We start from the raw sequence: 6,255 nt of genomic DNA, 5'->3' as shown, positions 1-6,255 counted from the left end.
GGATCGGACGGTCGCCGCTGTTGGCGACCTTGAGCATCACCGTCGGCAGGCCCTTGTTCAGCTCGATGTCGCCCTTTGCCGTGATGACTTCGCCGGGGATCATCGCAGCCTCACAGCACGCCGAAGGCAAGGCCCGCGCCGACCGTCGCGCAGGCGGCGCCGGCAAGACGCGCCAGGGCGCGGAAGCGGAGCCCAAGTCCGAGCGCGGCCGCGATGCCGATGCCATGAAGAAGCGCCGTCGCCACGGCGAAACCCGCCATATATTCGAGGCCGCCGGCATTCTCCGGCACTTCAGTGCCATGCGCATGGCCGTGGAATAGGGCGAACAGGCCGATGATGGCCACACCCGCCGAGACCGGCAGGTCGACCGCCAGCGCCACCAGCAACCCGAGGGCAACGACCGAAGCGAGGATACCAGGCTCGACGAAAGGCACCGGCACCTGCAGCATGCCGAGTGCTGCGCCCGCCACCATCACGCCGACGAAGGCGAGCGGCCATGCCCACACCGCCTTGCCGCCTTTCATCGCCGCCCACAGGCCGACCGCGATCATGACGGTCATATGGTCGAGGCCCGACAGCGGGTGCATGAAGCCCGTCGTGAAGGACGAGGTCGTGCCGACGCCGACATGGGCGTAAGCCGGCATCGCCGCCGCCAGGAAAAGAATCGTGGCAAGCGCGGTGCGTTTCGTCGAAGCGGAAATCATGGGCGGGTCCTCTTCAAATTGCCGACTCAGGCGGCCTTGCGGGGGCCGCAGCCCCCGGCCTTGAGCACGCGCTTGGTCGAGGCCGGGTATTTTTTCAACTTTGCCGCCGGCCGAATCGGCCGCGGCGCGAAATTGCCGCCGCAGTTCGGGCAGACACCGCCGAGAACATTTTGCGCACAATCGGCGCAGAAGGTGCATTCGAAGGTGCAGATCAGCGCATCCGCCGCCTCCGGCGGCAGATCCTTGTCGCAGCATTCGCAATTGGGTCTGAGTTCCAGCATTGGATCCTCCTCACCGGATCGGTTCGTGCACGGTCACCAGCTTGGTGCCGTCGGGAAATGTCGCCTCGACCTGGACATCGTGGATCATCTCGGCAATGCCGTCCATGACCTGGGCGCGCGTGACGACATGGGCGCCGGCCTCCATCAGCTCGGCCACCGTGCGGCCGTCGCGGGCGCCCTCGACGACGAAATCGGTGATCAGCGCGATCGCCTCGGGGTGGTTGAGCTTGACGCCGCGTTCCAGTCGTCTGCGCGCCACGATCGCCGCCATGGCGATCAGCAGCTTATCCTTTTCACGCGGCGTCAGGTTCATGCGTCTTCTCGGTAATCAAGATCAAAGTATTCGAAGGTCAAAGTGACCATAATTTGGGCAGGCCAGCCCGTCCGTTGAGCAGCTCGACGAGCGGAATCAGCCGCTTGCGGAGCTGGTAGCCGTCGCCGGCGGTGAGCCTCGCAAGAAGCTTGCCAGATTGCCCGACGCTCCAGAAACTGGCGCCACCCTGATCACCGATGATCGCGCGGGCAGGTTCCAGCAGGGTTTCCGCACGCGGGGAGACGAGAAGCATCGTTGCACTTGCAAGCGCGCCGCCGGTCACGGCCTGGCGCTGGAGGCCGGCCGCGATATCCGGGCCGATACGAAAGTCCTCGGCGTGGATGAGCCTGCCACCCTGGCGAACCCGCCAGCGGTCATGGAAATTGCCCAGGACCGTCCGTTCGCCCATCGCAAGCCGGCCGAACAGCGTCGCCTCCAGGAGCAGCGCCTCGGCCCCGACCGCCAGCTCGACATGCAGCGCGCGGGCAAAGACCGCGCGGTTGAAAACGATGGTTTCCTGCGGCAGCCAGGCAATGCTGCCGCCGGCGCCAACCGTGAGGCTGACCTTCGTCTCGGCCCGGTCGGATGCGGCGCGATAGATCTTCTCGCAGGCCTGGGTGGTGATCGATGCCGAGGCGCCCTCGCCGACCTCGATCTCCCAGCCAAGCCGGTCGCCGCCGGTCAGCCCACCGGCCGTGTTGATCAGCACGGCCTCGAGCGGGTCGCCTTGCACCGCCGGCATGCGAATCTTCGCCGATCCGTCCTGATAGAGACGTTGAAGGCGGGTCCTGCCGCCGCTCTTGCCGCAGAAAAGCCTGCCTCGCCCGGCAACACGTTGCGCGGCAGGCAGCGAAATCAGGATATCGTCGATCGTGTCCACGGCGCCAACGTTAAGCACTCCACCGGCTTTGTCGATATATAGCTTGTTGCTTGACATCGTTTCGGTTTCTATAGAGGGAGCCACCTTGGAGCGGTCACACGGATTCCTGGCGAGGTAAGGGGCGACGACGTTTGTGAATCCGGGGACACAGGGGCGCTGATCAGTTGGCGTCGGAAAACGACAGGGGAAGGAACCGAATGGCTGACCAGCTGACGACCGAAATCATCGAAAAGATCAAAGCGCATGCCGAACCTGGCGGCGAAGAAATCACGCCGAGCACGGATCTCAACACGCTGGGGATCCATTCGCTGGAATTGACCGAGATCATCTTCGATCTCGAGGAGAAGTACGGCATCGAGATCGAGATGAACACGGTCGACGCCTGGAGCAACCTCAAGAACGTCGGCGACATGGTCGAGGCGGTTCGCGAACTGATCGCGAAAAAAGCCTGACTGCATGCTCAAGCGCGTCGTCATCACCGGCATTGGCGGAATATGCGGGCTCGGCAACGATGTGCCGGCGATCTGGGACGCCATGCGCGCCGGCCGCTCGGCAATCGGCCCGATCGACAATCCTTCGCTGCATGACCTGAAGGTCAAGGTCGGTTCCGAAATCAAGGCGTTGCCCGATCACGGCATCGACCGCAAGCAGGTGGTGTCGATGGACCGCTTCAGCCTGCTGGCGGTGATCGCCGCACGCGAAGCGATGCGGCAGTCCGGACTCGTCGCGCATACCGACAACACCTATCGGATGGGTGCCGTTGTCGGCGTCGGCGTCGCCGGCTTCGAGACGATCGAGGAAAATTACCGCGCGATCCTGATCGAGGGGCGCAACCGCGCCGCTATCTTCACCGTGCCGAAGGTTATGCCGGGCGCGGCCGCCGGCCAGGTCAGCATGAGTCTCGGCCTGCGCGGACCCGTGTTCGGCGTCACTTCGGCCTGCGCGTCGGCCAATCATGCCATCGCCTCGGCCGTCGACCAGATTCGGCTCGGCCGCGCCGACGTCATGGTCGCCGGCGGCACCGAGGCGCCGCTGGTCTGGGGCGTGCTCAAGGGCTGGGAGGCGCTGCGCGTGCTCTCGCCCGACACCTGCCGGCCGTTCTCTGCCGACCGCCAGGGCCTGTCGCTCGGCGAAGGCGCCGGCATGGCGGTGCTGGAAAGCTACGACCACGCAATGGCGCGCGGCGCCACTATCCTTGCCGAGATCGCCGGCGCGGGCCTCTCGGCCGATGCCTCCGACATCGTCGCGCCGACCGTCGAGGGACCGGAAGCGGCGATGCGCTTCTGCCTGGTGGATGCAGGGCTCAATCCCGAGGACGTCGACTATCTCAATGCGCATGGCACCGGCACCAAGGCCAACGACCAGATCGAGACCGCGGCGATCAAACGCGTCTTCGGCGAGCACGTGAGCGCACTCTCGGTCTCCTCGACCAAGTCGATGCATGCGCATTGCCTTGGCGCCTCGGGCGGGCTGGAGATGATCGCCTGCGTCATGGCGATCCGCGACGCCATCGTGCCGCCGACTGTCAATTTCCGCGAGCCAGACCCTGAATGCGATCTCGACGTGACGCCGAATGTGGCGCGCGAGCGCAAGGTGCGCGCAGCACTGAGCAACAGCTTTGCCTTCGGCGGCACCAATGCCGTGCTGGCCTTCAAGGCGATCTGAGACGGGCGATCTGAGACGGGCGACCCGGCACGGGCTTTCGCCGGCGCCGGACGCGTTCTCATCCTTGCGGGTGCTTTGGTTGACTGACCGTGCACGGCAGGTCGATTGGCGGCCATATTGATCCCAGAGGGCCGGGGTCCTAAGTCTTGCCCACCCGCCACGCGCGCCGCCACGCGCCCATCCGCATCCGGAGCCCCGATGACCGACCTGTCCGCCTTTCCGATCGCCAAGCGCTGGCCGGCCAAGCATCCCGATCGCCTGCAGCTCTATGCATGGCCGACGCCCAACGGCGTGAAGATTTCGATCGCGCTGGAGGAGATCGGCCTGGCTTATGAGCCGCATCCGGTCGACATCGGCAAGAACGAGAGCTGGACGCCGGAATTCCTGTCGCTCAACCCGAACGGCAAGATACCGGCGATCATCGATCCGAACGGGCCCGGCGGCAAGCCGATCGGGCTGTTCGAATCCGGCGCCATCCTGCTCTACCTCAGCGACAAGACCGGCAAGCTGATCCCGGCCGATCCCATCCGCCGCTACGAGACGATCCAGTGGGTGTTCTTCCAGATGGCCGCGATCGGCCCGATCTTCGGACAGGTCGGCTTCTTCAACAAATTCGCCGGGCGCGAGATCGCCGACAAGCGCCCGCTGGAGCGGTATCGCGACGAGTCGCGGCGCCTCATCGGCGTCCTGGAAACGCGGCTCAAGGGCCGGCAATGGATCATGGATGACGAGTTCACCATCGCCGACGTCGCGACGCTGGGCTGGGTGCGCAATCTGATCGGCTTCTACGAAGCGCGCGATCTGGTCGGCTTCGACGATTTCCCCGGTGTCGCGGCATGGCTGGAGCGCGGCCTCGCACGGCCCGCCGTGCAGAGGGGCCTGACTATCCCGGTCAGGAGCTGAGTCGCTCTATTTGGGCTTGGCCTTGGCGCCGCCTCGGCCGAGCACGGATGCGGCAAGCCGCGCGGTGGCCACCACCGCGCCGGTCGCCACGCTTGCCACAGTGCGGATCGGCCCCGACCTTGCCGCTGGCTTATGAGGTTTGGCCGCCTTCGCGGGGGCCTTGTGCGCCGTGCCGGGCACGACCTTCTTGGGCGCCGCCTTGCCGAAGCTTGGCTTGGCGTCCTTGGAGCGCTCGGCGGTCGCCGGAGCGGCACCAGCTCTGGATTGATTGGCTCTGCTTCTTGCAGGCGCGGGTTTTCTGGTCTTGGTTGCCATAAGACGGTTCCCTGTTATCGCGCAATTCCGGAAACCGTTACACACTTTCCTGGAATCGCGTCAGTGCCGGACAATTCGGGTCATGGAGATAACGACCTGTAAATCTTAAGGTTCCCGCCCGAAAATGGTGAAAATTGAGCAGGTTAACCAATCACCAGGTCGGCCTCCCGGCGACGCGCCAGCACGCGCTCGATATTGGGCATGTCGTTGGAGGCGATCCAGGCGCGGGCGTCCTCGTCGGACTTGCCATGGCCGCGCCAGCGCTCCATCAGCCGGCGCTCGAGCTCGTCGCGCGGGACATCGACGAAAATGGTGAAATCGAACAGCTCTGCCAGCCGCGACCACGGCTCCTCGTCGAGCAGCAGATAGTTGCCCTCGACCAGGATGAACTTGGTGTCGGCGGAAATGATCTCGGCGGCGGCGCGCGAGAGTTCGATGGTGCGGTCGAAGACCGGAATGGCAATGTCCGGCTCGCCGGAGCGGATCCGCTTCAAAAGCGTCTCGAAGCCGGCAAAATCGAAGGTTTCCGGCGCCCCTTTTCGCGCGCGCAGGCCGCGCCGGTTCAGCACGATGTCGTCATAGTGGAAGCCGTCCATCGGCACGACTTCGGACGTGCCCTCCGGCAGCAATTCATGCAGCCTGCCCGATATGGTCGACTTGCCGGCTCCCGGCGGGCCGGCAATGGCAACGACGAAACGCTTGGCCTTGCCGGCGCGCTTGAAGATGGCGGCAGTGATATGGGCTAAGTCAGACATCAGCGCCTCTTTGCTAGCGACTCCGGCCGCATCTTGGCGGCACCGGGGAGAAATTTCAAACGGTTATAAGGCTCTGCCGCGCGCCCTTGAGATCGGTCGGCATCCTCTGGCGGAGCAAGGGTTTCAGGCGGGTACGGAACGGCTGATGCGCAGGAAGTCGCCGTCGAACGGTATCTCCTTCGCTGAGCCATTCTGGGCAAGGATGCGCAGTCGATCGGTCGCTTGTTCCAAGCCGCTTGGCGGTTCGACGTCGGCTGCCGGAACCGCGCCGATGACGTGGCGGAAGGAGACGCTGCGCCCTTCGGCAAGCGCGAAGGCCGTCGCCACGCCTTCATGCTTCAGCCAGTTGTCGCCGAGCGAGGCGGCGTGGCCGACCGCGGCGCGGCCGTCCTCGATGCCAAGCACGCCGACATGGCGGCCGCTCCAGGGCGCATAGGCG

General features: G+C 65.2%; 10 protein-coding genes and 1 pseudogene. 3 read left to right on the top strand and 8 right to left on the bottom strand.

Annotation, left to right across the window (positions count from 1 at the left end; translation table 11 throughout):
• The 5 genes from EOA49_RS29465 to EOA49_RS29445 form a co-directional block, all read right to left on the bottom strand.
• On the bottom strand, window positions 1-103 hold a 103-nt coding region (locus EOA49_RS29465), incomplete at its 3' end, for an urease subunit beta (protein WP_206520239.1).
• 7 nt (window positions 104-110) lie between these two features.
• Window positions 111-704 (bottom strand): HupE/UreJ family protein, encoded by a 594-nt coding sequence (locus EOA49_RS29460; protein WP_127240518.1) that lies wholly within the window; start codon window positions 702-704, stop codon window positions 111-113.
• A gap of 26 nt (window positions 705-730) precedes the next feature.
• Window positions 731-985, bottom strand: coding sequence for a DUF1272 domain-containing protein (locus EOA49_RS29455; RefSeq protein ID WP_067323959.1), 255 nt, complete (start codon window positions 983-985; stop codon window positions 731-733).
• Between the two features lie 10 nt (window positions 986-995).
• Window positions 996-1,298 (bottom strand): urease subunit gamma, encoded by a 303-nt coding sequence (locus tag EOA49_RS29450; RefSeq protein WP_095799087.1) that lies wholly within the window; start codon window positions 1,296-1,298, stop codon window positions 996-998.
• Window positions 1,299-1,335: 37 nt separating this feature from the next.
• Window positions 1,336-2,178 carry an urease accessory protein UreD gene (locus EOA49_RS29445; RefSeq protein ID WP_164746748.1) on the bottom strand — a complete coding sequence of 281 codons (843 nt, stop codon included), beginning with the start codon at window positions 2,176-2,178 and terminating at the stop codon, window positions 1,336-1,338.
• Between the two features lie 197 nt (window positions 2,179-2,375).
• On the opposite strand from EOA49_RS29445, the gene EOA49_RS29440 reads away from it, so the two are divergent.
• The 3 genes from EOA49_RS29440 to EOA49_RS29430 all read left to right on the top strand — a co-directional run bounded on the left by EOA49_RS29440 (window position 2,376) and on the right by EOA49_RS29430 (window position 4,746).
• Complete coding sequence (locus EOA49_RS29440; RefSeq protein ID WP_040975089.1) at window positions 2,376-2,630, top strand: acyl carrier protein; 255 nt, start codon at window positions 2,376-2,378, stop codon at window positions 2,628-2,630.
• Window positions 2,631-2,634: 4 nt separating this feature from the next.
• Window positions 2,635-3,843: a beta-ketoacyl-[acyl-carrier-protein] synthase family protein gene (locus EOA49_RS29435; protein WP_127240520.1), complete on the top strand. Its 1,209-nt coding sequence runs from the start codon at window positions 2,635-2,637 to the stop codon at window positions 3,841-3,843.
• Window positions 3,844-4,041: 198 nt separating this feature from the next.
• Entirely contained in the window at window positions 4,042-4,746 is a 705-nt protein-coding gene (locus EOA49_RS29430; protein ID WP_067323954.1) for a glutathione binding-like protein, read from the top strand.
• A 6-nt stretch (window positions 4,747-4,752) separates the two neighbouring features.
• Here the strand turns inward: EOA49_RS29430 and EOA49_RS29425 are convergent, their stop codons facing one another.
• From EOA49_RS29425 to EOA49_RS29415, 3 genes and pseudogenes are all read right to left on the bottom strand, one after another.
• Window positions 4,753-5,061, bottom strand: coding sequence for a hypothetical protein (locus EOA49_RS29425; protein WP_067323952.1), 309 nt, complete (start codon window positions 5,059-5,061; stop codon window positions 4,753-4,755).
• Between the two features lie 143 nt (window positions 5,062-5,204).
• A complete protein-coding gene (locus tag EOA49_RS29420) occupies window positions 5,205-5,816 on the bottom strand; it encodes a nucleoside triphosphate hydrolase (RefSeq protein ID WP_095799084.1) in 612 nt (203 codons plus the stop codon).
• Window positions 5,817-5,939: 123 nt separating this feature from the next.
• Window positions 5,940-6,255 (bottom strand): annotated as a pseudogene (locus EOA49_RS29415) (hypothetical protein); the annotation flags it as partial.

The sequence above is a fragment of the Mesorhizobium sp. M1A.F.Ca.IN.020.04.1.1 genome, from assembly GCF_003997315.1.
Lineage (GTDB): Bacteria > Pseudomonadota > Alphaproteobacteria > Rhizobiales > Rhizobiaceae > Mesorhizobium.
Note: the sequence above shows the minus strand (reverse complement) of the source record. Positions and strands in the feature narration are given on the sequence as shown.